The organism is Algoriphagus sp., from assembly GCF_030694375.1.
Taxonomy (GTDB): Bacteria; Bacteroidota; Bacteroidia; order Cytophagales; family Cyclobacteriaceae; genus Algoriphagus.
The window spans coordinates 45,595-67,389 of the sequence record NZ_JAUXYL010000005.1 but is presented as its reverse complement, the minus strand read 5'-3'; the positions used below and the strand labels follow the sequence as shown (position 1 = coordinate 67,389).

Annotated in this window: 21 protein-coding genes; 4 read left to right on the top strand and 17 right to left on the bottom strand. The window is 42.6% G+C overall.

What is annotated here, in order from left to right; translation table 11 throughout:
* Positions 1 to 29 precede the first annotated feature (29 nt).
* The 8 genes from Q8M62_RS01140 to Q8M62_RS01105 all read right to left on the bottom strand — a co-directional run bounded on the left by Q8M62_RS01140 (position 30) and on the right by Q8M62_RS01105 (position 7,885).
* Positions 30 to 1,334, bottom strand: coding sequence for a dihydrolipoamide acetyltransferase family protein (locus Q8M62_RS01140; RefSeq protein WP_304902503.1), 1,305 nt, complete (start codon positions 1,332 to 1,334; stop codon positions 30 to 32).
* Positions 1,335 to 1,421: 87 nt separating this feature from the next.
* On the bottom strand, positions 1,422 to 2,678 hold the full coding sequence (locus Q8M62_RS01135; RefSeq protein ID WP_304902502.1) for a competence/damage-inducible protein A: 1,257 nt from the start codon (positions 2,676 to 2,678) through the stop codon (positions 1,422 to 1,424).
* Positions 2,679 to 2,692: 14 nt separating this feature from the next.
* The gene (locus tag Q8M62_RS01130; RefSeq protein WP_304902501.1) at positions 2,693 to 3,478 is read right to left on the bottom strand and encodes an SDR family oxidoreductase; all 786 of its coding nucleotides are present in this window, start codon (positions 3,476 to 3,478) and stop codon (positions 2,693 to 2,695) included.
* 2 nt (positions 3,479 to 3,480) lie between these two features.
* Complete coding sequence (locus Q8M62_RS01125; protein WP_304902500.1) at positions 3,481 to 3,981, bottom strand: dihydrofolate reductase; 501 nt, start codon at positions 3,979 to 3,981, stop codon at positions 3,481 to 3,483.
* Between the two features lie 83 nt (positions 3,982 to 4,064).
* The gene (locus Q8M62_RS01120) at positions 4,065 to 4,925 is read right to left on the bottom strand and encodes a DUF4412 domain-containing protein (protein WP_304902499.1); all 861 of its coding nucleotides are present in this window, start codon (positions 4,923 to 4,925) and stop codon (positions 4,065 to 4,067) included.
* 76 nt (positions 4,926 to 5,001) lie between these two features.
* Positions 5,002 to 5,943 carry a methionyl-tRNA formyltransferase gene (gene fmt / locus Q8M62_RS01115; RefSeq protein WP_304902498.1) on the bottom strand — a complete coding sequence of 314 codons (942 nt, stop codon included), beginning with the start codon at positions 5,941 to 5,943 and terminating at the stop codon, positions 5,002 to 5,004.
* Positions 5,944 to 6,138: 195 nt separating this feature from the next.
* Positions 6,139 to 6,639, bottom strand: a complete 501-nt coding sequence (locus Q8M62_RS01110) for a hypothetical protein (RefSeq protein WP_305667997.1) — start codon at positions 6,637 to 6,639, stop codon at positions 6,139 to 6,141.
* A gap of 64 nt (positions 6,640 to 6,703) precedes the next feature.
* Positions 6,704 to 7,885, bottom strand: coding sequence for a DUF1343 domain-containing protein (locus Q8M62_RS01105; RefSeq protein ID WP_305667996.1), 1,182 nt, complete (start codon positions 7,883 to 7,885; stop codon positions 6,704 to 6,706).
* Positions 7,886 to 7,925: 40 nt separating this feature from the next.
* Between Q8M62_RS01105 and Q8M62_RS01100 the strand changes: the two genes are divergently transcribed.
* The gene (locus tag Q8M62_RS01100; protein ID WP_304902496.1) at positions 7,926 to 9,143 is read left to right on the top strand and encodes an FtsX-like permease family protein; all 1,218 of its coding nucleotides are present in this window, start codon (positions 7,926 to 7,928) and stop codon (positions 9,141 to 9,143) included.
* Here the strand turns inward: Q8M62_RS01100 and Q8M62_RS01095 are convergent.
* Positions 9,121 to 9,873 carry a polyprenol monophosphomannose synthase gene (locus Q8M62_RS01095; RefSeq protein ID WP_304902495.1) on the bottom strand — a complete coding sequence of 251 codons (753 nt, stop codon included), beginning with the start codon at positions 9,871 to 9,873 and terminating at the stop codon, positions 9,121 to 9,123. The genes Q8M62_RS01100 and Q8M62_RS01095 overlap by 23 nt on opposite strands.
* Before the next feature lie 141 nt (positions 9,874 to 10,014).
* Between Q8M62_RS01095 and Q8M62_RS01090 the strand changes: the two genes are divergently transcribed.
* The 3 genes from Q8M62_RS01090 (at position 10,015) to Q8M62_RS01080 (ending at position 11,528) form a co-directional block, all read left to right on the top strand.
* Positions 10,015 to 10,257, top strand: a complete 243-nt coding sequence (locus Q8M62_RS01090; protein WP_304902494.1) for a hypothetical protein — start codon at positions 10,015 to 10,017, stop codon at positions 10,255 to 10,257.
* A gap of 38 nt (positions 10,258 to 10,295) precedes the next feature.
* Entirely contained in the window at positions 10,296 to 10,550 is a 255-nt protein-coding gene (locus tag Q8M62_RS01085) for a type II toxin-antitoxin system RelE/ParE family toxin (protein ID WP_304902493.1), read from the top strand.
* Between the two features lie 84 nt (positions 10,551 to 10,634).
* Positions 10,635 to 11,528: a RimK family alpha-L-glutamate ligase gene (locus Q8M62_RS01080; protein ID WP_304902492.1), complete on the top strand. Its 894-nt coding sequence runs from the start codon at positions 10,635 to 10,637 to the stop codon at positions 11,526 to 11,528.
* A gap of 664 nt (positions 11,529 to 12,192) precedes the next feature.
* On the opposite strand, the gene Q8M62_RS01075 is transcribed toward Q8M62_RS01080, so the two are convergent.
* The 8 genes from Q8M62_RS01075 to Q8M62_RS01040 all read right to left on the bottom strand — a co-directional run bounded on the left by Q8M62_RS01075 (position 12,193) and on the right by Q8M62_RS01040 (position 21,722).
* Positions 12,193 to 12,993 (bottom strand): tetratricopeptide repeat protein, encoded by an 801-nt coding sequence (locus Q8M62_RS01075; RefSeq protein WP_304902491.1) that lies wholly within the window; start codon positions 12,991 to 12,993, stop codon positions 12,193 to 12,195.
* A 111-nt stretch (positions 12,994 to 13,104) separates the two neighbouring features.
* On the bottom strand, positions 13,105 to 13,464 hold the full coding sequence (locus tag Q8M62_RS01070; protein WP_304902490.1) for a cupin domain-containing protein: 360 nt from the start codon (positions 13,462 to 13,464) through the stop codon (positions 13,105 to 13,107).
* Positions 13,465 to 13,524: 60 nt separating this feature from the next.
* Positions 13,525 to 14,619, bottom strand: a complete 1,095-nt coding sequence (gene hisB, locus Q8M62_RS01065; protein ID WP_304902489.1) for a bifunctional histidinol-phosphatase/imidazoleglycerol-phosphate dehydratase HisB — start codon at positions 14,617 to 14,619, stop codon at positions 13,525 to 13,527.
* A gap of 57 nt (positions 14,620 to 14,676) precedes the next feature.
* Positions 14,677 to 15,783, bottom strand: a complete 1,107-nt coding sequence (hisC, locus tag Q8M62_RS01060) for a histidinol-phosphate transaminase (RefSeq protein ID WP_304902488.1) — start codon at positions 15,781 to 15,783, stop codon at positions 14,677 to 14,679.
* Positions 15,780 to 17,075 (bottom strand): histidinol dehydrogenase, encoded by a 1,296-nt coding sequence (gene hisD / locus Q8M62_RS01055; protein WP_304902487.1) that lies wholly within the window; start codon positions 17,073 to 17,075, stop codon positions 15,780 to 15,782. The genes hisC and hisD overlap by 4 nt, the downstream gene beginning before the upstream one ends.
* Positions 17,076 to 17,106: 31 nt before the next feature.
* A complete protein-coding gene (gene hisG / locus Q8M62_RS01050) occupies positions 17,107 to 17,967 on the bottom strand; it encodes an ATP phosphoribosyltransferase (RefSeq protein ID WP_304902486.1) in 861 nt (286 codons plus the stop codon).
* A 267-nt stretch (positions 17,968 to 18,234) separates the two neighbouring features.
* On the bottom strand, positions 18,235 to 20,517 hold the full coding sequence (locus Q8M62_RS01045; RefSeq protein WP_304902485.1) for a DPP IV N-terminal domain-containing protein: 2,283 nt from the start codon (positions 20,515 to 20,517) through the stop codon (positions 18,235 to 18,237).
* Positions 20,518 to 20,729: 212 nt separating this feature from the next.
* Positions 20,730 to 21,722, bottom strand: coding sequence for a hypothetical protein (locus Q8M62_RS01040; protein WP_304902484.1), 993 nt, complete (start codon positions 21,720 to 21,722; stop codon positions 20,730 to 20,732).
* Positions 21,723 to 21,795 lie beyond the last annotated feature (73 nt).

Genomic DNA, 21,795 nt, shown 5'->3' with positions numbered 1-21,795 from the left:
TCCCGAATTTTCCCGGGACCATTTTTGATTTAAAGACTGGTATTGAGGTCAAATTCCTCAAGGTAATCCGCCACTCTTCGGACAAACATCCCACCAAGTGCCCCATCTACTACCCGATGATCATAGGAGTGTGAGAGGAACATTTTGTGACGGATTGCGATCACATCTCCTGTTGGGGTTTCCACTACGGCAGGCTTCTTCACAATAGCCCCTACAGCCATGATCGCTACCTGCGGTTGGGGAATGATCGGCGTTCCCATGATATTTCCGAAAGAACCCACATTGGAAACTGTATAGGTACCGCCAGCCAAATCATCAGCTGTTAGTTTATTTGTGCGGGCCCGGTTCGCCAAATCATTTACTTTGCTGGATATCCCAACCAAATTCAATTGGTCGACATTTCGGATTACGGGTACGATCAGATTACCTGAAGGTAGTGCCACAGCCATTCCGATGTTGATATCTTTCTTCTTGATGATTCGCTCACCGTCTACTGAGATATTGATCATCGGGAAGTCACGGATAGCCTTTGCAATCGCCTCAATGAAGAAGGGAGTAAAGGTGATTCCTTCCCCATATTTAGCTTTATAGGCTAATTTATTCTTCTCTCTCCAAAGGACAATATTCGTCATATCTGCTTCTACGAAAGATGTCACATGAGCTGAAATCCGCTTGGATTCGATCATCCGCTGGGAAATCATCTTTCGCATTCGATCCATTTCAATGATCTCATCAGTAGCAGAGATACTTATTTGTACTTTGGGTTCCGAAATGGAGGGAACTGTTTTTACTGCCTGTGAAAGCGATGGGGAATCTCTTCGTGAGTTCAGGTAGCCAAGCATATCTTCTTTCGTTACCCTTCCTTCTTTCCCTGTACCCGGTATTTTGGAAAGCTCAGTTGAGGAAATCCCTTCTTCTTTGGCAATACTTTTCACCAAAGGAGAATAAAATCTCCCGTCTGCAGAAGGAGTTTCATTCAGGGGTTCTACTTGAGCGATAATTGCCGCTGTATTGGCAGGAGCAGCTGCTACCAGCGCTTCTTTTGCAGGTTCTACTTCAATTTTTGCGGAACTTGGAGCAACTCCATTTTCAGAGGCAGTTTCTATCACAGCAATTGGAGCTCCGACAGCAATTACATCTCCCTCTTTCGCGAGAATTTTTTTCAAAATTCCGGCATGTGTGGCAGGAACTTCTGTGTCCACCTTGTCAGTGGCAACTTCAAGGACTGATTCGTCTTGATCGATGGAATCACCTTCCTTTTTTAGCCAGGTAAGAATGGTTCCTTCTATGATACTTTCACCCATTTTGGGCATCAGCATTTCTACACTTGCCATAGCGAATTAGATAATTAAATTGGGTTTAAATTCAAGATTTAAAATTAAATTTTCTTTTACTCCTACCCAAACCTTGTAAGTAAAATTTTATTTGTTATTCTGATTGATGCAAATTCTTAACAAATTCAAAACAGCAACGCCTGTTAATTGAATATTCAGCATTCGGTCTTGGGTTAATTGTAGTTTTTTGGCTTCAGTAAACCCCTTTCCGGCACATGAAATCCAAACTGTCCCCACCGGTTTTTCCTCGGAACCACCATCGGGACCGGCGATGCCACTGCTGGAAAGACCAAAGTCAGCCCCGTAAAGGTGCCGCACTCCTTCTGCCATTTCCCGCACAGTTTCTTCACTTACCGCACCATGTTTTCTCAGGGTTTCCGCTTTTACACCAAGGACTTTTTCCTTGAACTGATTATGATAGGGGACAACTGATCCCATATAATACGCCGAGCAACCTGCCACACTGCTGACCAAATGTGAAATGTATCCACCCGAACAGCTCTCAGCCAAAGCTACAGTTTTCCCGTTTTCCTTCAAAAGCTTTCCTATGGCTGTTTCCAGTGTTTCCTCATTATAGCCATAAACGTACTTGCCAATTGTCGGCAAAATGACTTTTATATGTTGATCTATTTCCTGTTCCAATTGCGACTTATCATCCCCAAATCCGGTAAGTCGAAGTTTGACATGCCCAAGGGAAGGCAAATATGCCAATCGGATATGTTCGGGAAGTGCGTTTTCCCAATCTTTTATTAGATCGGCCAGCCAGCTTTCTCCGATTCCGACGGTCTTGATCACTTTATGGAAAATCACAGGTAGCGTAAAAAGACTCGGAAGCTTCGGTAAGACAAAGTCCTTCATGAGCTTTTTCATCTCATGGGGCACTCCGGGCATGGACATCCAATAAGTCCCGTTTCGCTCAAACCACATTCCCGGAGCGGTACCGACTTCATTGGGTACATAAGTGCAGCAGGCGGGAAGGTGTCCTTGGAGTATATTCAAGGGTGTCATTTCTCTTCCTCTTCTCTTGAAAAATGCTGTGATGGCCTCAACTGCCTCGGGTACTTCCAGGATTTCGCAGTCAAAATGTTCCGCCAGTAGCGGCTTGGTCAAGTCATCCTGCGTGGGTCCCAAGCCTCCTGTGATCAGGACGAGATCAGCACGTTTCTCAGCTTCAGCAAAAGCGGTAAGGATATCTTTTCTGTAATCTCCCACAGTTGTTTTCCGAACCACTTTCACACCCATCAGATCCAGTTCTTGACTGATCCAGTGACTATTGGTATCTACAATCTGTCCATAGAGCAATTCATCTCCAATGGCTATTATTTCTGCTTTTACGACTTGCATGGGGCGATTTCCGATTATCGAACTTTGGCTTTTTTAATGATTTTGGAGAAAATGGCGGGAAAAAACCGCTTAAGGTGTACGGCAAAGGTTTCTTTTCCTCCGATGTAGACTTCCTCTTTTTTCCTTGTGATGGCAGCGTAAATTTCTGATGCACAAGCCTCAGGGCTCATTCCTTTTGCCTGTGCTTCATCCATCTTTCCCAAAGCACTACCATCTGAGGTAAGTGCATTGACGGAAACGTTGGTGCGGATAAACCCGGGGCAAATCATCGTGACCGTGATATTGTCCTGAAAATGCTCTGCACGCAAGGTGTCAAAAAAACCATGCAAAGCATGTTTGGAGGCAGCATAGGAAGACCTGAAGGGTGAACCGAATTTTCCAACCAAGGAACTTACCACAGCAAATTGTCCTGTCTTTCGGGCAACGAAGTGAGGTAAAATGGCTTTGGTCAAAGCGATCGTACCGAAGAAATTAACCTCCATCAGTTTCCGATCCACTTCCAAACCCGTTTCCTTGATCAATGAACGCTGACTAATTCCGCCATTGTGAAGGACAATATCCACCTTTCCAAAGAAGGCGATTGCCTGGCTTACTTTTTCATCAAAGGAATCAATCTCTACTAAATCGAGGGGTAAAACCTGTACTTCGGTAGGATTTGAACATTCGGATTTCACACGGTTCAGTTCTTTTTCATTCCTTGCAGAAATGATCACCCGATAGCCTTCCTGAGAAAATTTCTTTGCCGTAGCTTCTCCTATTCCTGAGGAGGCCCCGGTAATCCAAATGACCGATTTTGACATGGTTATTTTTTGATTTTTTGGTAAGTCACAAAAGCGAATGGAAACTCATTTTTCTCGTCTGCGGGAAAGTGCTCACGCTCGGTCTCTTTCCAGATTTTTGGATCTATTTCAGGAAAGTAGGTGTCACCCTCAGGTTCGGCTTCCACTTCCGTGATTTCTAACCGATCGCAGCGGTTTATTGTCTCCTCGTAAATCTGCCCTCCTCCAATTATGAAAAGTTGTTCCACACCTATTTTGTTGCAAAAAATAACAGCTTCTTCAACCGAAGAAAATGCATAATGTCCTTCAGGTGCTTGAAAATCAGGATTTCGAGTGATGATAATATGCTTTCGGTTTGGAAGGGGCTTGCCCAAGGATTCGTAAGTTTTTCTACCCATCAAAATAAAATGACCGGAGGTTATGCTCTTAAATCGTTTGAGGTCAGCCGAAAGCTTCCAAATGAGTTGATTGTCTTTGCCAATGACATTATTTTTTGCCTTGGCCACGATAAGGGTGATTTGCACAGGATATTAGTATTTAGCTTCAAGATACCAGTCTTTGGTATGGAAAAAATGAAAAAGGGCAGTTTTTCTGCCCTTTTTTGGAATTATCTATCCACTCCGGCCATCATATTTGGAAATTCGGCCATGGTATATTTTCGGGGACTTTTTGTTTCCATTTCTATGACTTTCATGTCCGTGATCGATCCGTCGGTTGCGGTAAAGATCATTTCCATAAAACTTCCTTTGGGAGCATTTGAAAACATGGAATTATATCGATCCATACTTTTATTAGAAACCATAGGATTGCTTTGAGGAGAAAACATAGATAACCCCTCAATTGGTTTTTCGGTAATCCAATACACCCCTTTCCCATCTTTAGATGTGACCAAAAACTCTTCACATGGGTATCCTAATATGGTTTTCTTGTTTCCGGTTTTTGTGATTGTATAGTCCGGGTTTTCAAGTTGGGACTCTACTTCTTCATCCACCATTCCCTGCATTTTTTCGTAATCCAGCTTTATGGCAAAACTCGATTTTTCACCCTTATTGTCCATCAGCATGACCATAGCCTGATTCTTGGAATCCATGATAGAAATAGTGGAATTTTCAGGTTTTTTGGGATCGGTGAATGACATTCCCATAAATTCGGTATTGTCTGAGAGCAAATATTGAATCTGAGTTGGTTCTTCTGATTTGCCTTTTTTATCCGTACTAGTCACCTCCATGACCATGTATCCGGTGAAGAAATATTCCGACTCGGTAGGCGCAGGTTTCATCATCCCGCCAAACATCCCATCTATGGCCTCATTGGTTTTCCTTTCTGAGGCCTCCATGGTTCTTTTGGTAGCGGCGTTCTCCACGCCTTGGGCTGCTGCATTTTGGATTTTTTTCAGTATCTGAGACTGGGCAGGGATTGTCAACAGAATTCCTGCTAAAACGAGGAGGCTTAAAATTTCTTTTTTCATGATCGTTGAGTTTAAAAGTGTGTCCTAATTTCCTAAAAATGAATTAGATGAAAAATAAAAACTCATAAAAAAGGACTTAAAGTTTAAGCCCTCTGAGTAATTCCTCTGTTTTCATTCGTTTTTTTCCTTCGATTTGGAGTTCCAAAACATCCAAAGTTCCCTTACCGGTTTGGAACTTAAGGAAGGTTTTTCCGTCAGATCCCCATTGGCCGGGGGTTTTTCCCTCTAGGTTCTTCTCAGAAAAGGCAGTTTTAAAAATCTTACACGTTTTGTTCTGGAATTCCGTCCAGGCCGCAGGATAGGGAGAAAGTCCACGCACCAAATTATGAATTGACTCTGCAGCATGTGTCCAATCTATTTTGCAGGTTTCTTTAAAAATCTTCGGGGCATGGTGCTGCGCTTTGGATTCGTCCTGAACGCTGGGATTTACTGTCTCTTTGGAAATAGCTTCTACAGTTTTGACCACCAAATCAGCTCCGATAGTCATCAGTTTTTCATAGACGGTTCCCAGATCGTCTTCGGGTAGAATTGGGACTTTTTCCTGGAAAATGATACTTCCGGTATCGATCTCATGCTTGAGAAAGAAGGTTGTTACTCCGGTTTCTTTTTCCCCGTTGATGATGGCCCAATTGATCGGAGCTGCACCCCGATAGTCGGGCAGGAGGGAAGCGTGTAGGTTGAATGTACCCAAAGGAGGCATGTTCCATACGGCCTCAGGAAGCATCCGGAAAGCCACTACAATCTGAAGGTCGGCTCTCAAATCCTTTAATTCCTGCTGAAAATCAGGATTTTTTAGGTTCGTGGGTTGAAGAATATGGAGTCCGAGCTTTTCAGCGGCTTGCTTGACAGGCGAGCCCACCAGTTTTTGGCCTCGGCCTTGGGGTTTGTCAGGGGCTGTGATGACACCCACTACATTCCAACCGGCTTCCACCAGTTTTTCCAAGGCAGGTACGGCAAATTCCGGTGTGCCCATGTAGATGATTCGGAGGGTTTTTTCAGTTACTTCTTTATTTGACATTCGATGTTTGGTGTTCGATATTTAAAATTCGAGATTTGATATTTGAGATTCGACCAGCTCAAATCTTCAACTGGGTAGTAGCACTAACCACTTCTTATTTTCGGGATTTGCAATCGAGAGGGTGAATGTTGTTTAGGATTTCAATCTCAATTTCCCGCAAGTATATCTCCCTTATGCTGTATTGATTTTTTTTTACTAGTCAGCAAGTTCTTCATACGTGAGTCTTCTATTTAAGGTGTCATAGGTCACCATATATAAGGTTAGGCCTTTTTCATATAGATAATTGAATCCATAGTCTGCAAACGACCAATTGCATTCTTTTGAGTTAGTCTCAATAAGAGATCTAATTTTCGCAATCATCTTTTGATTTGATGTTGTCGATAATTCGACCTCATAAATGATTTCATAGTCTTGCAACATGTCGTGATATTCATCTCTTAATACTTCTTTTTCAGTAGGAAGTGCAAAACCAATATTTGTCTCAAACCTTTTGTCACTTGAAGTTCTTATTTCGCATGAAAAACAAAGGAAGATTAAAATCAATATTGTCAGTCTCATAAATTCAATGCTTACTCTGTTTTTCAAATTTTGAATTTTTGTTGAAGAATTTTTAATTCGAATTGGGAGTTTTACCGGATAAGAAATCCTACAACCCAGCTTCGGAATTGCAAATTCCGAAGAACAGAGATCTTTCATTGGGAAAATGTGGGATTTTGGATTTGAAATTCGTTGTCTCAAATCTCGAATATCAAATTTCAAATCATTTATAAATCAAATACTTCTCCCTTTTTCCTTTGTACTCCTCCAATCCTGCCTTCCAGCTTTCACGAATTTCATTCTCTGTCTTTCCGGCAAGAATCTGTTTTTTCAACTCATCTGTGCCAGCCAAAGTATTGAAGAAATTATTGAAAAACTTCTCCCTCATGCCCGATTTAGTGTAGGCTTCGAGCAAGTATTCAAGGGTAAATTGGTGATCTAGTGATTCTGCTCTCAGATCTCTTCCGTAGCAAAGTTTGTCCTGAAGCGGTGGTGTTTTGGACATACCATCGATGCTTACAGGCGTGAATTGGAACTTACCGAATTTGGGATCGGTATAACCATACACCTGAAATGGGTAAAGGGTCCCTCGACCCAGAGAAACCACTGTTCCTTCAAAAAAGCACATGCTTGGATATAACTTGATGGCAAGGTCATTCGGGAGGTTTGGAGACGGTTTTACAGGAAGACTGTAAGCCATATCACGTGTCCAATTGGAGACGGGAATCACCTCGAGATCTACGGTCAAACCGCCTTTCAGCCATTTTTCCCCATTGATCATCTTGGCCAGCTCCCCGACGGTCAGCCCATGGACAATCGGAATATTGTGCATTCCTACAAAGGATTCAAATCCCGGCTTCATCATCGGCCCGTCGATGTAGCTTCCATTCGGGTTGGGACGGTCAAAGATGATGACCTTCTTACCTTGCTCTGCACAAGCTTCCATCACATAATGCATCGTGCTGATGTAGGTGAAAAAGCGGGTCCCGACATCCTGCAAGTCAAAAATCACCACATCCAAATCTGCGATCTGCGCAGCTGAGGGTTTTTTATTATTCCCATAGAGCGATATAATTGGCAAACCTGTCTTTTGGTCGATGCTGTTGTCCACTTTTTCCCCGGCATCCGCGGTGCCCCGGAATCCATGCTCGGGTACAAAAACCTTCTTAACCTGTACACCTTTTTCCAGAAGAAAATCGACCGCATGTTTGTTGGCAGACTGAGGCATGATGCTGGTTTGGTTGCCTACAAAGCCGACTCGTTTTCCTTCCAGCATGGGAAGGTAAAGGTCAGATCGCTCAGCGCCTGTGAGGATAGCTTGTTGAGAGAATGTAGCCGGAGGCGCACAAAGGCTGAGAGAAAATGCCAAAAAGTAAATCAGGAATGAATTTTTCGTTTGCTTCATGCTATTTTGCGGGGATTTCTGAACAAATTAAAACAAGCCCTTGAACCTTTCCTATTTCATTGCCAAAAGAATCAGTTTCAGACAGGCCGGAGGATTTTCGGGGACAATTCACCGCATTGCTGTGGGAAGTCTTGCCTTGGGCCTCGGGGTCTCCATTTTGGCTATTATGGTTCTTGGAGGATTTCAGAATACAGTATCTCAACGTGTTTTTGGATTTACAGGACACTTTCAGGTACAACGTTTTCAGATGAGTAATGCATTTGAAGAGGCACCTTTTTCGCTGAATTCTGAATTTATCCAAAAGGCAAAGAACCTGCCATTTCTCACCAAGATCCAATCATTTGCACACAAAGCGGCCCTACTAAAGGGGGATGAAGAAGTAGAAGGAATTTTGGTAAAAGGTGTGGGTAGGGACTTTGACACACTTTCTTTTGCCAACTATCTGATTGAAGGCCGAATGCTTCATTTGCCGGATTCGGGAGTGAGCAATGAAGTTTTGCTGAGCAAATTTATCGCAAACAAGCTACTTCTGAAGGTTGGAGATAAGGTGACGCTGTATTTCGTGCAGGATCCGCCCCGATTCAGAAGGGTAGAAGTAGTGGGGATTTTTGAAACCTACCTCGAGAATTTCGATGAAAAAATCGTTATTGGCGAGCTTCAAACCATCCGAAATCTAAACGGTTGGACAGCTGATCAAGTAGGTGGTCTGGAGGTTTTTGTGGACAAACCCAAAAATGCCTCAGCTTATTTTCCGCTGATAGAAAAGGAGATGGATCTCAACCTAAAACTCATCGATAGTAGGGAGCGATTTCTGGAGATTTTTGACTGGCTGAGCTTATTGGATACCAATGTGGTGGTATTCATCTCCCTGATCGGCTTTGTTGCAATTTTCAACATGGGAGCGATTCTCTTTATTCTGATCATGGAGCGCACTCAGATGATCGGATTACTCAAGGCTCTGGGAGCAAGGAACGCGCAGGTCAGGCGAATTTTCTTTTGGAACGGGATGAAAATACTGGGACGGGGATTGTTTCTTGGAAATATTATCGGTCTTGGAATCGGATTTTTGCAGGATCAATTCCGATTGGTGCCACTCGATGCAGCGAGTTATTACATGAGTTATGTGCCGATCGAGTGGAACTGGCCCGTATTCATTTGGCTTAATGTCGGGATTACTTTGTTGACAGCGATTGTACTTTGGATTCCTGTTTTGGTGATTTCCAAAGTTGATCCGATCAAGTCGATCCGATTCGATTAAGTTCGTAAGGAGAGAAAATGCTTTTGATTTTCATCCATATTACGCCCAAAACAGCTTCTTTGAAGATTCCAGAGCTCATTTTTGAAGTTCCTTTTGTACGGTCAGTAAAAATGATCGGAACTTCAATGATCTTGAATCCCAGTTTCCAAGTGGTGAACTTCATTTCAATCTGGAAGGCATAGCCGATAAATTTCACCTCTTCCAATTTGATTCCTTCCAAGACACTTCGGTGATAGCATTTGAAACCTGCTGTGGCGTCTTTGATGGGCAATCCTGTGATGAACTTGACATAGACGCTGGCGAAGTAGGACATCAGTACCCTTCCGATTGGCCAGTTGACGACATTGACGCCGGTAATGTAACGGGAACCGATCGCCAAGTCATAGTTTCTGTCTTTTACAGCATCGTAAAGTCGGATCAGATCTTTGGGATCATGTGAAAAATCACAGTCCATTTCAAATATAAAGTCATATGATCGAGCCAATGCCCATTTGAACCCTGTAATGTAGGCGGTACCCAAACCCAGCTTTCCCTTACGTTCCAATAGGTGCAGACGATCGGGATAGGTTAATTGGAGGGATTTAACCACCGCCGCAGTGCCGTCCGGAGAACCGTCATCGATGATCAGAAGTGAAAAATCACCCTCCAAAGCCATGACTGTTTGAACCATTTCCTGAATGTTTTCCAGTTCGTTGAAAGTGGGGATGATGACGAGTTTTTGGTGGTTCATAGTGCTATCGATGCTCAAAAGTAAGATTTCGAATGGATTTTTGAAGAATGGTTAAAGTGAAAGTTGATTAAAAGGTAGTTTTGTTTCAATTTGAAAAATCAAATGCATTTCAGATTTTTGATATATCTAGAAAAATAACAAATGGCGACACTTGAAAACATAAGAAATGGATTGATCGATAAAATTCTTTCGATTCAGAATAAAGACTTTTTGGAAGCTCTGGACAGGATAATTTCAAATGACTCAGAAAAATCCAGTGAGAAAACATTAACTCCAGAGCAAAAAATCATGCTTGAAATGAGTGAGGAGGATATTATTAATGGTAGACTTATTTCTCAAGAGGCAATTGAAAAAAGAAATCTTGAATGGCTTAACGCAAAGTAATTTGGACTAAGACAGCCGATCTTCAATTGATAGGAACCTTGGAGTACTGGGTAAAAAGAAATAAATCTACTACTTATTCCAAAAAACTACTTCGCCTTGTTGTTGAAAAAACAACTCATATTTCTAAAAATCCACAACACTATAAATCATCCGGTTTCAAAGATATTCGGGTTGCAGCAATGGGTAATTTTAGCATTTATTTTAAACCTTTTCCTGGGAAGATAATTATTACCGCATTCTGGGATAACAGACAAGACCCTCAAAAATTGTTGTCAATTTTAGATGGAAAATAGTGGATTTAAATTCAAACAAAACATAGTGACTTGTTGATGACTATCTTTTTTAGTCAACATTACCTTATCTAAATTCCTTACCAAATGACCCAAAAAAAACCTCGACACATAGCAATCGTCAGTTATTTTTCAATCGGAGCCTATGATGTCTCAACAGTCGATGAGGACAAGATTCTTTCTGAGGTTTTGACTGAACTCGGGATCTCACACGAAATTGCCATTTGGTCCGATCCCGATGTGAAGTGGGAAAGTTTTTCCTGCCTGCTGATCAAATCGGTGTGGGATTACTTTGATTACTATCCGGAATTTTTGGACTGGATGGAACGGATGAAACTGCTGAATATCCCAGTTTGGAATTCGCTGGACACCATATTATGGAATTCTTCCAAGGAGTATTTACTTGAAATTGAAAGTAGGGGATTTCCGGTGATTTCTGGGTTGATATTAGAGGCAGAGTCAAAACCTGATCTGAACCTGATTCGGGCAAAGATTCATTCCGAAACCGTTGTAGTCAAACCACTAGTCAGTGGCGGAGCAAAGAATACGCTCAAAATCCAGCTTTCCGAATGGGATAATTACACTCAAAAGCTCGAAGAACTGCTTCAGGAAGAAGATTTTCTGGTTCAGCCTTTTGTTCCGGAAGTAGCTGAGGTGGGAGAGTACTCGTTGCTATTTTTCAATGGAAAATTTTCCCATGCGGTACTTAAGACTCCGGCAAAATCAGATTTTCGCGTGCAGCATTACTTTGGAGGGACGATTCAAGTCATTGATCCAACTCCTGAAATGCTGGATTCCTGTCAGAAGTTGATGGATACCTTTGCCCCAGATACCCTGTATGGAAGAGTAGATGGGGTCGAGATTGATGGGGTCTTCCATCTGATGGAACTGGAACTGATCGAACCCTACTTGTTTTTGGCACTTTCAGAAAAGGCGATACCGAACTACAAAGCGGCCTTGAAAGAGCGGCTTTTGGATTAGGTCGATTGGAATTTAACCACAGAGTCCTCAGAGGAAAAGGAGCATTACTTTTTTTCCAAGCAACAACTTATATAATACCTCACTTCATTGAAACAGGAATACAGGGAGTGGGGGTACTCACTGTGGCGAAGAATTCTTGTTTCCCGCAGATTTGCGCTGAAAGAGTCGCTGATGAACGCAGATTTATTTTGAGAACTTGTGACGTTTTGAATGCGGAAAGTAATGCCAAAGGCATGTTCAGTGAAAGCCCAGTATGCAATGCTGGGTTTACATTAAATGGGAATTATTGGAGTGCTGAAGGCACGATCTGTAATACATTTTCATTTCGCCAACGTGAGTGTCATCACTCACGTTTTGCTTATCGATCGGCAAAATCTATCACTTCAAAAAAACATAACTACAGTGAGTGCAGACACTCACTGTGGCGAGGAATTCCTCAACCAACCTGAGTTTCAACACTCACGTTTTGTTTTTATTGCTTCATCTTAAAGTCTCTCTTTTTTTTATACCAACAGCTCATAAGAATATCACATTTCAGCGAAACATAATTTTCGCCAACGTGAGAGTCATCACTCACGTTTTGCTTATCGCTCGGCAAAATCCCTCATACCAATGAAACATAACTTCAGTGAGTGCGGACACTCACTGTGGCAAAAAAAATAGGTTAAGAGCAAATTTCTGTCATTTTGCTACTTGCGTAATCGCTTCCTTTTTTGGCAGCTTCCTGGATCAACTGACATCCTTCCGGATTTCCCATCAGAGCGAGGCAGATGCCTTTTTTCCCAAGCGCCTCAATATGGGTGGGATTCTGTTTTAGGACAAAATCAAAATCCTCCAGTGCATATGGGATATAGCCTAAGTTCATCATGGCAAACCCTCGATTATATCTTGCGATCAAATTGTCGGGTTCTTTTTGGACGTAAGAATTAAATGAAACAGCAGCTTCTTCCACTGCTCCCTTATTTGCCCTTGCCATACCGGTATAGAAATAAGTCTGTGGAAAATCCGGGTTCATTTTTTCAGCCAGCTTTAGAAAACGCTCAGCATTATCCCATTTCTCCAGCATTAACTCGCAGCGTCCGGCTAGGTAAAGTATTTCAAAGTTTTCGGGATCAATACTGGAAGCCCTCAAAATGTATAATTCAGCCTGTGAGTATTGTTTTTTATCAAAAAGTATTTTTCCGATCCCCGCATGAGCTTGGGCATAATTGGGATCAATGGAAATGATCCGATCGTAATCTTTCATCGCCTCATCATAACGCTTTAATTCTTCATAGGATCGTGCTCGCATGTGTAAAGATTTGACATCAGTGACATGGAAAAAAAGTCTGCGGCTGATCTCGGATATGGTCTCTTCGTATTTTTCAGATATGAAAAGCGCTTCTATCTCTGCCGGATTGGCAGAACAGGAAAAAAGCAAAAAAAGAGATGAAAGTATCGTAAGTATATGAGTTGGTCGTTTCATAACGAAATAAACAAAAATAAATACAAATGAAAAAGTTCTATACTGAAAATTTGATAGATATTTTATTTTCCCAAAAACAAAAAAAGCTGTCCTTAAACAGCTTTTTCAAATCTAAATCCAGTCGAGTTCATTTTTTGTCAAGTCGCTCGCCGTGTCACCGGTATTCAGAGTAGACGCAGGCTCAAAAAGCATTAGCCAAACTTCTTCGATTGCGACAGGTCGATGTTCAACTCCTCTAGGGACAATCAGGAATTCATTTTCTTCAATGGTAATTGTCTTGTCCCGAAATTCCATTTTTAGTGTTCCTTTGGTCACAAAGAAAAGTTCGTCTTCGGCATCATGCTTGTGCCAGACAAATTCCCCATGAAGTTTGGCAAGCTTGACCTGCTGACCGTTCAGTTCCCCCGCGATCTTCGGTGACCAATACTCATTGAAAAGACCGAATTTCTGATTGAGGTTCACTTTTTCCATTTTTATTAATTAGCATTTGATTTCAATTTACATTACTGCTAACTATTAACTGCCAACTTTTTAAAGCATCCCCTTCGTACTTGGAAGCTGATTGATATTTCTGGGATCTCGCATGACCGCCATTTTGATGGCACGGGCAAGTCCTTTGAAAGTGGCCTCGATTTTATGATGTTCGTTTTCTCCTTCTATTTTAATGTTCAGGTTGCATTTAGCCGTGTCGGAAAAGGATTTAAAGAAATGGTAAAACATTTCCGTAGGCATGTCACCGACCTTTTCACGCTTAAAATCACCTTCCCAAACCAACCAAGGACGGCCGCCAAAATCAATGGCAACCTGTGCCAAGGCGTCATCCATCGCCAAAAGAAATCCGTAGCGATAGATTCCTTTTTTGTCTCCAAGTGCTTTCAGATAGGCTTCACCCAAAGCTAAGGCAGTGTCCTCGATCGTGTGGTGTTCGTCAATATGCAAGTCGCCCTTTACTTTGATTTCCAAGTCGGTGCTTCCGTGCTTGCCGAGTTGCTCCAGCATGTGATCAAAGAAGTGCAAACCTGTAGAAATATCACATTTACCGCTGCCATCAAGATTCAATTTGATGTAAATGTCTGTTTCCGAAGTTTTTCGGATTACTTCCGCGGTTCGGGGAGGCATTTTTAGAAAGTCATAGATCTCGTCCCAATCTTTGGTTGAAAGGGCTGCATCGGGGTTGGGGTCTCCGATGAAAATCGCCTTCGATCCCAGATTTTTCGCTAACTGAACGTCTGTATATCGATCTCCGATGACGTAGGAATTGGCCAGATCGTATTCTTCGTTAAAATATTGGGTAAGTAAACCAGTTCTCGGTTTCCGTGTGGGTGCGTTTTCATGTTCAAAAGTTTTGTCAACATGAATCGCTTTGAAAAATACGTTTTCCTGTTCCAGGGTTTTCAGCATTTTGTATTGTGCTGGCCAAAAGTCTTTTTCAGGAAAAGACTCTGTGCCCAAACCGTCCTGATTGGTCACCATGACCAGTTCGAAGTCCAATTCCTCTGCGATTTTGCGAAGGTTAGATATGGATTTTGGCAGGAATTCAAGCTTCTCCAGACTGTCCACCTGAAAGTCTGTCGGCGGTTCTTTGATGATCGTGCCGTCCCGATCTATGAAGAGTACTTTTTTCATGGCTAATTTCTTGTCAACAGTCCATGGACAACAGTCCACGGTAGGTTAAACTGATTATTAAATTTCAACTTGTTTGTTTGGGTGCTGTCGACTGTGGTCAGTGGACAGTGGACTTTCACAAACCTTCCTCAGCGCACTCAAAAGCGCCTCATTTTCTGCCCGAGTTCCTACAGTAATTCTTAGACAATCTTCACAAAGCAAAACTTTAGCTCGATTTCGAACAATCACTTTCTCAGCGATCAAATCATCATAAACCTGATTTGCCTTTGGGATTTTCACCAATAGGAAATTGGCGTGGGAAGGATGAATCTTCTGCACAAAAGGGAGTTTTACCATTTCCTTTTGAAGGAAATCACGCTCTGCTAAAATCTCCTTGATCATCTGATCCACCTTTTCCTTGTTCTGAATGGCTGCCAATACAGTCTCCTGAGTCAGACCGGAAATATTATAGGGAGGTTTGATTCTGTTGAGAATCTGGATGATTTCTTCACTCGAAAAAGCCATCCCAAGACGCAGGGAAGCTAAACCCCAAGCTTTGGAGAATGTCTGCATCACGAGCAGATTGGGATAATTTACTAGTTCGGTGGTGAAACTCGGTTCATCACTGAAGTCTATGTAAGCCTCATCTACCACTACCAAACCCTTGAAGTTTTTCAGTAAAAAAAGAATGTCTTCCCGCTTTGCTTTATTGGCTGAGGGATTGTTTGGTGAGCAGATAAAGAGGATTTTAGAGTGCTCGTCTGCTGCTGCTAGGATCTTTTCCGGCTGGAGTTGAAAATCGTCTGTCAATGCCACTTTTCGGATTTCCACGTCATTGATGCCTGCGCTGACCTCATACATGCCGTAGGTGGGTGGAAGCAGGATGACGTTGTCTTTGCCGGGATTGCAAAAGGCACGAAACAGCAAATCGATTGCCTCGTCGGAACCGTTTCCCAGGAAAATCTGAGTTGGTCGTACATGCTTGATTTTGGCGATTTCTTCCTTCAGGTCACTTTGATACGGGTCTGGATATCGGTTGAAATCCTGAGCTGTAATGGAACCAAATGGGTTTTCGTTTGCATCCAAAAACACGCCATCCTTCCCGGTGTACTCGTCTCGGGCAGAAGTGTAGGGCTGTAATTTTGCGATATGCGGTCGCAAAAGTGAGTTTAGATCAAAGCTCATTTTTTATTCTGCTTGAGATAGTTAAGGCGAATAGTTACCGCGTTTTTGTGTGCTTCCAGCAGTTCATTTGCTGCCATCACTTCCACTACCGGCCCAAGTGTTTTTAATCCTTCGTCAGTAATTTTTTGATAAGTAATTTTTTTCACAAAGCTATCCAAGGAAACACCGCTGTAATTGCGTGCATAGCCATAAGTTGGAAGTGTGTGATTCGTTCCGGAGGCATAATCACCGGCGGACTCCGGAGTGAAGTTTCCGATAAAAACCGAACCGGCATTGTAAATCGCTGCGACGACTTCTTCTTCATTTTCTACCGCTATAATCAGGTGCTCTGGAGCATATTCATTGATCAAAGCCAAGGCTTTTTCCTGATCTTCCATTACCACAGCTGTCGAATTAGCCAATGCCTTGAAAGCGATGTCTTTCCTAGGGAGCTTTTCCAATTGCTCGTTGATCTCTTTGAGGACTTTTTTGGCGAATTTTTCGGAAGGAGTCACCAAAACTACCTGTGAATCTACGCCATGCTCCGCCTGAGAAAGTAAATCTGAGGCTACAAAAGCCGGAATCGCTGACTCATCTGCATAAACCAACACTTCCGATGGCCCTGCGGGCATATCGATTGCTACACCATATTTTGTTACCAGTTGCTTGGCTGCGGTGACATATTGATTTCCGGGGCCAAAAATTTTATCTACCCGTGGAACACTTTCTGTCCCAAAAGTAAGTGCAGCAATGGCTTGAGCACCACCGACTTTGATGATTTTGGTAATACCGATCAATGAAGCAGTGTATAAAATTGCTGGGTGAATATTCCCTTCCCGATTAGGAGGCGAGCAGAGTACGATTTCCTGACAGTTGGCAAGTTTGGCAGGAATTCCCAGCATCAAAACTGTGCTAAAAAGTGGGGCTGTTCCTCCGGGAATATAAAGTCCTACGCGCTGAATAGGAACGCTTTTTCGGCGGCAAATTACACCCGGCATCACTTCTTCTATGAGCTCCGGCTGTGCCTGTGCGGCATGAAAGCGCTCAATATTTGCCTTAGCAATTTTGATCGCTCCCTTGAGTTCTTTACTGACTAAGTTCGGTGCAGCTTTGATTTCTTCCGCTGTTACCAACAGACTTTCCAAGTGAACATGATCATATTCCTGGGCAAATTTTTTCAGGGCTTTATCCCCACTCCGCTCTACTTTTTTCAAAATAGGCTTGACGATTTTATTGATTTCCTTGGTTTTCTGGACCGGTCGGGCCAGTTGTTTTTTCCACTTTTCGGGCGAAGGATTGACCAGGAGTTGCATAAGTATGGATTGAATAACTTTAAAATTTCTTTTAGATAACCATTTTTTCAATGGGGACGACCAAAATTCCCTCAGCGCCGGCGGCCCGGAGTTCTTCGATATTTTCCCAGAATTGATCTTCGCTCAATACTGAATGGACTGAAGACCAACCCGGCTGTGCCAAAGGTAAAATGGTCGGACTTCGCATTCCCGGAATCAGGCTGATGATCTTATCGAGCGAATCATTCGGTGCATTGAGCAACACATATTTGCTGCTTTTGCCTTTTTGGACAGCATTAATCCTGAACAGGAGCTTGTCAAGTATTGCCTTTTTCCAATCAGCGAGATTTTTATTCCCAATCAATATGGCCTCTGATTTGAAGACTTCCTCGACTTCTTTGAGGCCGTTCATCATCAAAGTGGAACCCGAACTGACAATGTCAAATATTCCTTCTGCCAACCCGATGCTGGGTGCGATCTCTACAGATCCGCTGATTTCGTGGATTTCAGCATTGATTCCTTCTGACTTTAGGTAGTCGCCAAGGATTTTTGGGTAGGAGGTAGCGATGTTTTTTCCCTGGAAATAAGAAACTCCGGAGTAGTCTTCACCTTTTGGGATGGCGAGTGACAGTCTGCACTTGGAAAATCCCAATTTTTTAAGAGTCAGGACATCTTTGTCTTTCTCTACGACTTCATTTTGGCCTACTATGCCCAAATCAGCAACCCCATCAGCTACATAGCCGGGGATATCATCATCCCTAAGAAAAAGAAATTCCACGGGGAAGTTGGTGGAAGTGGACTTCAATTTGCCCGTTCCGTTGTAAAATTTGATGCCGCACTCTTTGATTAAGCTGAGTGAGTCATCGGAAAGTCTGCCACTTTTTTGGACAGCAATGCGGATTATTTGTTCCATGGGGACAAGTTACGCTAGGAAAGTTTTGGTTTTGAATAAATTTTGGTGAATGGCCGAATCCCTGTCATCAGCATCACCGGGTGGGGGTGTATGTATCTTCCTCAGGAGGAATGATGGAAGTGATGCAACACGTCAGCGTGCTGATCAAGCGTTAAAAGTTCAATATTTCTATTGGTGTTTTCCATTTACGGGAGCAAATATAGGACTGCTTAGAGAACATGCAAGGGAGGAAAAGGTTTTTTGGTCTGAAATAATACGCATAGGTTTTTAATTTCCAAAATCAATCTGCAAATGCCTGATCGGCTTTTCACCCAGCAAATGTTCGATAAAGTAATCCCAGCGCTTTTTGGTGAAGTAATCTCCCGGAGGACGACCAAAACTATGGTCTCGGCTTGGCCAAATGAACAAATCAAAATCCTTTCCGGCTTTGATCAGGTTTTCGGCAAGTTTGAAAGTGGCTGATGGGTTGACATTTTCATCTTTTCCTCCGTGCGCTAAAAGCAAATGGCCTTTAAGGTTTGCGGCATTGGTGATGTTGGATTGCTCGTGATAGAAATCTCCTACAGGATAGCCCATGTACATCTCAGGCCACCAAGCTTTTTCCATCCGGAAATCATGATCTCCTGCCGAAGCAACGCCAACTTTGTAGAAGTCAGGGTGCAAAAGCATCGCTCGTCCCGCATCGTATCCACCTGCTGAGTGCCCAAAAATCCCCACTTTGGTGAGGTCCAAAAAGGAGTTTTTGCTTGCTAATTGGGTGATGGCCAATACGTGATCGGTCGTTCCATCGCCAAGATTACGATAGGAAGCTTCCGAGAATGCCTTGGACCTCCCAAAACTGCCCAATCCATCTACGGTCACGACCACAAAACCGAGTTCGGCCATCGGTTGCTGATGCCCAAGAAGTCCGGCTTTGAAAGTCTTTGGTGTAGTGGAAGTATGTGGGCCGGAGTAGCTGTAGTCGATGATTGGGTATTTTTTCTTTGAGGAAAAAGTAGTGGGGAGAAAGTAAACCCCGTAAATATCTGTTTTGCCGTCTTTAGCAGTTGCTGCGAAGGGAACAGGAGATTTGTAGCCTTTTCTTTTCAGAATTGAAATGTCCGCTTCAGAGATTTTTTGAAGGTGCTTTCCGGTCTCCAATTCCAGCAGGATGGATTGTGTGGGTTGATTGACAGTGGAATAATTATCCACGGCAAGTTTTCCGTCCGGGGAAATATGGATCTCATGGTAGGCGTTTTCCTGGGTCAAAAGTTCAAGATTGGTTCCGTCAAAATTCACCCGATAGAGATGGTTGAAATAGGGATTTCGTCCGGATTCTTTTCCTGAAGCCTCGAAATACACTACCCCTTTTTCCTCATCCAGATGACTCAGTTTATTTACCACAAAGTCGCCGGAAGTGATCGAATTGATTTCTTTACCGGAATTCCAGTCAATGAGATACAATTGGTTCCAACCCGTCTTTTCTGAACTCAGAATGAATTGCCCGTTTTTTAACCTTCTGAAAATGTTGTCGCGATTGACATGGGTGGTGGAAGACTCAGAAACGATTTTCCGAATTTCTCCTTTCTGGGCATCTAACTCAATCAGGTGATATTCTTTGTACCCCCGCTGAATATGAAACCCGCTTAGCATTTTACTGTCGTCTGACCATCTAAGATTGATTCCGATAAAATGTGGAGAGGTGAGCTCAGGAAGCTTTTTTTCTGTCTTTTTTTCCAGATCAAAAATCACCGGAATGTACTTGACAACAGTACTGTCCCCCGGTGATCCTCGGTAATAGGAAAGTAATTCCGGGCGGAACTTTTCGTCTTTACTCCAGTCTAGAAGGTACATTTTTTCGGCAATTCTCAAATCAACTATTTGGGTGAAGATTTTCTTCGAATCGGGAGACCAATTGACCATAAAGTGAGTTGGACGTTCTCCATTTTCCCCGTAGATCATATCGCTCCATCCCCAAAATGAAGCGTATTCGAAATCTTTTCGTCCATCGGTACTCAGCGGCGTTTCTTCTCCTGTGGTGAGGTTTTTGATGAAAAGGTTGTAGTTCCTGCTGAAGGCTTTCCATTTTCTGTCAGGGGAAAATGACTCCATTTCATTCCGTTCAGACATAGGAATAGAATCAATTGCACCACTTTCTAAATTCCAGGTCCAATTTTGATTTTTCCATTGAAAGGTCACGACTTTTCCATTGACCAAATTGACCCGCTCGATAGGTAAATTGGCCTGATCGATAGATTCCCCTGTTTTGGTCTGAAGAAGCCTTGCTAAAATGATATGATCAAAAGCCTCTGAAGTTTCAAAGGTGGAGGTATTGGTTTTGAAAAACCGTTTTCCTTCTTTGGTATTGGTAGAATGGACAAAACCCTTGCTTCCGTCAATCCAGTTTGGAATTACTTCCAGGTGATACACTTGTTTTTGAATATTTTCAGTTAAAAAATAAGCGGCCCGATCATAGGATTCTTTTGTGATTTGTGCGTGGAGAGGCTGAGAAAAGCCATTCAATATGTAAATGAACAATAGAATAGGAAGCGATTGTATTGGGAGGTTCATAATCCAATAGAGTTTGGGATGCATTTCAAATTAGTAAAAAAATATAGGATCAAGGCCGCTTTTGGATGAGTTGGCCTTGAGCTATGTGAAGGGTAAAATTGCTTTTTTTATTAGCTTATTTGTTGGCCTATTTGATCAAAAAAATGCGTGGAGAAAGATTTATTTTTCAGGATTGAGTAGGATTTTGTGACCGGACTTTGACTTGGATAAGACTAAGTTTCGATTTCTATGAGAACGGGATAATGATCTGAAGCTCGGATAAGTTGATTTTTCACACTCTTAATTGCCGGGTCATCTTTTTCCAAAATCGGGTTCCAAACTTGGCCTTTGATCAGTTTGAGGCCTTGACTGATCAAAATGTGATCGATTAGTACATTGAAAATATCACCGGTAATTCTGTCCCTGAATTTGGAAGAGTAGGGTGTCCAGCCATAAGAGGTGAGTTTGGGTTTAGGAAGTGTGGCTTTGAGGATCCATTCCGGTTTCCAGGTAGATCCAAGTAACAGTTCAACCGCACTTTTTGAAAATCTGTTTTCATAAAAATCCAGTTCAAAACCGTCATTGATATCACCCATGACAATGACTTGTTGGCCTTTGGCTAGGTATTGGTCGCAGCGTTCACGAATGTGCATGCATTCCCCGAATAGTTTAAGACGGTCTCTTTGTGAAATTTGCTCAAATCGGGCATAGTCTACTTTGTCGAAAATCCCCTTGGATTTTGTGTGCGCGATGATAACTCGGGAAATAAACGAGTCATCTACTCCTAAAATACTGACTTCAAGCGGAGGACGGTAGTGCGTGTATTGCTCTTTGATCATGCGATTTGTTGTATCCATGAGAAATGGCTGGTTAAATCGCTCTCCGTCTTTCATTTCGGGAGTGAAAAGTACCTTTATCTTGGTGCAATCATAAAGCGCACAAAGCTCCTGCTGACCCGCAGAAGGAAAACCATGAATGCCCTTGAAGCTATTGCCTGGGAGAAAATGGTTTGCCCAAGTTTCAAGTTGTCCAGATGCAGTTTTGCTGCCATTTACCAAGGTATCCGGGCCTTCGACTATTCCCAGAAAGTCCGGATTCATCGCCTGAACTATTTCTGCGATTTCTCTGCTACGGGTTCCTTCTTTTCCGGTCGTTTTTGGACTTCCGTCCGGCTCAAACAGATCCCGCATCCATTGCACATTGTAAACTCCGATACGTAGGTTCATAAAAAAGCTATTGAAGTAAAAAGATGAATGAATTTACATTTTACTTCAATAGCTTGGTTTCCAGTAGGATCGT

What these genes read in the sequence shown, in the direction of transcription:
- Q8M62_RS01040 (WP_304902484.1), bottom strand. Translation starts at nt 21,722, where the DNA reads ATGAACCTACGTATCGGAGTTTACAATGTGCAATGGATGCGGGATCTG.
- Q8M62_RS01080 (WP_304902492.1), top strand. Translation starts at nt 10,635, where the DNA reads ATGACCCAAAAAAAACCTCGACACATAGCAATCGTCAGTTATTTTTCA.
- Q8M62_RS01130 (WP_304902501.1), bottom strand. Translation starts at nt 3,478, where the DNA reads ATGTCAAAATCGGTCATTTGGATTACCGGGGCCTCCTCAGGAATAGGA.
- Q8M62_RS01090 (WP_304902494.1), top strand. Translation starts at nt 10,015, where the DNA reads ATGGCGACACTTGAAAACATAAGAAATGGATTGATCGATAAAATTCTT.
- fmt (WP_304902498.1), bottom strand. Translation starts at nt 5,943, where the DNA reads ATGTCAAATAAAGAAGTAACTGAAAAAACCCTCCGAATCATCTACATG.
- Q8M62_RS01095 (WP_304902495.1), bottom strand. Translation starts at nt 9,873, where the DNA reads ATGAACCACCAAAAACTCGTCATCATCCCCACTTTCAACGAACTGGAA.
- Q8M62_RS01105 (WP_305667996.1), bottom strand. Translation starts at nt 7,885, where the DNA reads ATGAAGCAAACGAAAAATTCATTCCTGATTTACTTTTTGGCATTTTCT.
- Q8M62_RS01110 (WP_305667997.1), bottom strand. Translation starts at nt 6,639, where the DNA reads ATGAAAGATCTCTGTTCTTCGGAATTTGCAATTCCGAAGCTGGGTTGT.
- Q8M62_RS01140 (WP_304902503.1), bottom strand. Translation starts at nt 1,334, where the DNA reads ATGGCAAGTGTAGAAATGCTGATGCCCAAAATGGGTGAAAGTATCATA.
- hisC (WP_304902488.1), bottom strand. Translation starts at nt 15,783, where the DNA reads ATGAGCTTTGATCTAAACTCACTTTTGCGACCGCATATCGCAAAATTA.
- Q8M62_RS01135 (WP_304902502.1), bottom strand. Translation starts at nt 2,678, where the DNA reads ATGCAAGTCGTAAAAGCAGAAATAATAGCCATTGGAGATGAATTGCTC.
- Q8M62_RS01045 (WP_304902485.1), bottom strand. Translation starts at nt 20,517, where the DNA reads ATGAACCTCCCAATACAATCGCTTCCTATTCTATTGTTCATTTACATA.
- hisB (WP_304902489.1), bottom strand. Translation starts at nt 14,619, where the DNA reads ATGAAAAAAGTACTCTTCATAGATCGGGACGGCACGATCATCAAAGAA.
- hisD (WP_304902487.1), bottom strand. Translation starts at nt 17,075, where the DNA reads ATGCAACTCCTGGTCAATCCTTCGCCCGAAAAGTGGAAAAAACAACTG.
- Q8M62_RS01075 (WP_304902491.1), bottom strand. Translation starts at nt 12,993, where the DNA reads ATGAAACGACCAACTCATATACTTACGATACTTTCATCTCTTTTTTTG.
- Q8M62_RS01070 (WP_304902490.1), bottom strand. Translation starts at nt 13,464, where the DNA reads ATGGAAAAAGTGAACCTCAATCAGAAATTCGGTCTTTTCAATGAGTAT.
- Q8M62_RS01120 (WP_304902499.1), bottom strand. Translation starts at nt 4,925, where the DNA reads ATGAAAAAAGAAATTTTAAGCCTCCTCGTTTTAGCAGGAATTCTGTTG.
- hisG (WP_304902486.1), bottom strand. Translation starts at nt 17,967, where the DNA reads ATGGAACAAATAATCCGCATTGCTGTCCAAAAAAGTGGCAGACTTTCC.